Annotated in this window: 1 protein-coding gene and 1 pseudogene; one reads left to right on the top strand and one right to left on the bottom strand. The window is 47.4% G+C overall.

What is annotated here, in order from left to right:
• Window positions 1–71: 71 nt before the first annotated feature.
• Window positions 72–401 (bottom strand): annotated as a pseudogene (locus AND4_RS19135) (histone deacetylase); the annotation flags it as partial.
• A gap of 37 nt (window positions 402–438) precedes the next feature.
• Between AND4_RS19135 and AND4_RS19130 the strand changes: the two are divergent.
• Window positions 439–1225, top strand: a 787-nt coding sequence (locus AND4_RS19130; RefSeq protein WP_009844638.1) for a TolC family protein, incomplete at its 3' end; no start/stop codon positions are given.

Raw genomic sequence — 1225 nt, 5'->3', positions numbered from 1 at the left:
GTCGTCGACTTGTCCCCCTACAAATAAAAAGGCGAGGCATCAAATCCTCGCCTTTAACAAGCAACGGGCATTTAACGGCGTTTATAAACACTTTCTGCTGCATCGATAAGCTGCATATGAATCGGTACCAAATCCGCATGTTCACTTCGGTACCCACCACCAACGACGGCTGCAACGGGAATATCTTTGTCTTTCATCAGCTGCATTAAGAAGCGATCTCGCTCAAATATCCCCTCGGTCGAGACCTTGAAATAGCCTAATTCATCGTCGGTATGAATATCGACACCTGCATCATAAATTACCATGTCGGGACGGTGTATGTTCACCGCCATTTCAACGACCTCTTTAAATGCCTCTAGGAAGGTTTCATCGTTGGTGCCACGACCGAGAGGAACATCAAGTGAGAATTAACCAATCTATAGACCGCGGGAATGGAAAATGAAAAAACTGCTTCCACTATTTATCAGTGTAGCGCTTGGCAGTATGAGCACTTCTGCATGGGCAGACTCTCTTGCTGAAATCTATGACTTAGCAAAACAAAACGACCCTCAATTGCTCAGTGTAGCAGCGCAGCGTGATCAAGCTTTTGAAGCCATCAACTCTAGCCGCAGTGCCTTACTACCACAAATCAACTTAACTGCGGGTTACGATATTGCCCGTGGTGAGACTGACTACGACAAAAATTCTGCTTTAAGGCTAGATCGTGACAACGACCAAAACGTGCTCTCTGCGGGTGTTGGCTTCTCGCAAGAGCTATACAACCGCGCATCTTGGATCACGCTAGACACCGCAGAGAAAACCGCTCGTCGTGCAGATGCAACATACGCGGCGACGCAACAAGGCCTTATCCTTCGCGTTTCTCAAGCTTACTTCGAAGTACTGCGAGCAAAAGATAACCTAGTATTCGTTCGCGCAGAAAAAGCAGCGGTTGGCCGTCAGCTAGAACAAACCAAGCAACGTTTTGAAGTGGGTTTATCCGCCATTACTGACGTGCACGATGCACAAGCACAGTACGATGCAGTACTAGCAGATGAAGTGTTGGCAGAAAATGACCTGATCAATAGCTACGAATCGCTACGTGAAATCACAGGTCAAGAGCATAAAAACCTAAACGTACTGGATACTGCTCGTTTCTCTGCAAGCCGCTCTTCTGAGTCAGCACAAGCACTGATTGACGAAGCGAAGACAACCAACTTGAGCCTACTGTCTGCGCGTATCGCACAAG

It is taken from the genome of Vibrio sp. AND4, from assembly GCF_000171815.1.
Classification (GTDB): domain Bacteria; phylum Pseudomonadota; class Gammaproteobacteria; order Enterobacterales; family Vibrionaceae; genus Vibrio.
The sequence above is the reverse complement of the archived record's forward strand: the minus strand, read 5'-3'. Positions and strand labels throughout refer to the sequence as shown.